This window comes from Pseudonocardia sp. D17 (assembly GCF_036984265.1).
Classification (GTDB): Bacteria; Actinomycetota; Actinomycetes; order Mycobacteriales; family Pseudonocardiaceae; genus Pseudonocardia; species Pseudonocardia benzenivorans.
The window spans coordinates 1-203 of sequence record NZ_BPRG01000104.1 but is presented as its reverse complement, the minus strand read 5'-3'; the positions used below and the strand labels follow the sequence as shown (position 1 = coordinate 203).

The 203-nt window shown below is 71.4% G+C and carries 1 pseudogene; it reads left to right on the top strand.

Annotation, left to right across the window (positions count from 1 at the left end):
* Window positions 1-203 (top strand): annotated as a pseudogene (locus tag PSD17_RS17425) (integrase core domain-containing protein); the annotation flags it as partial.

The following is a 203-nucleotide window of genomic DNA, read 5'->3' as shown; positions in this document are numbered from 1 at the left end:
CGCCGAGCTCGGCATCGCCCACCGCCCCACCAAGCCCGCTGCCCGTGGACCAACGGCAAAGCCGAACGCTTCAACCGCACCCTCGCCGTCGAATGGGCCTACGCCGCGGTCTACAACTCCTCCGCCGAGCGTGTCGCCTCGCTACCGGCCTGGCTACACGGCTACAACCATCACCGGCCCCACACCGCGCTCGGCGGCCACCC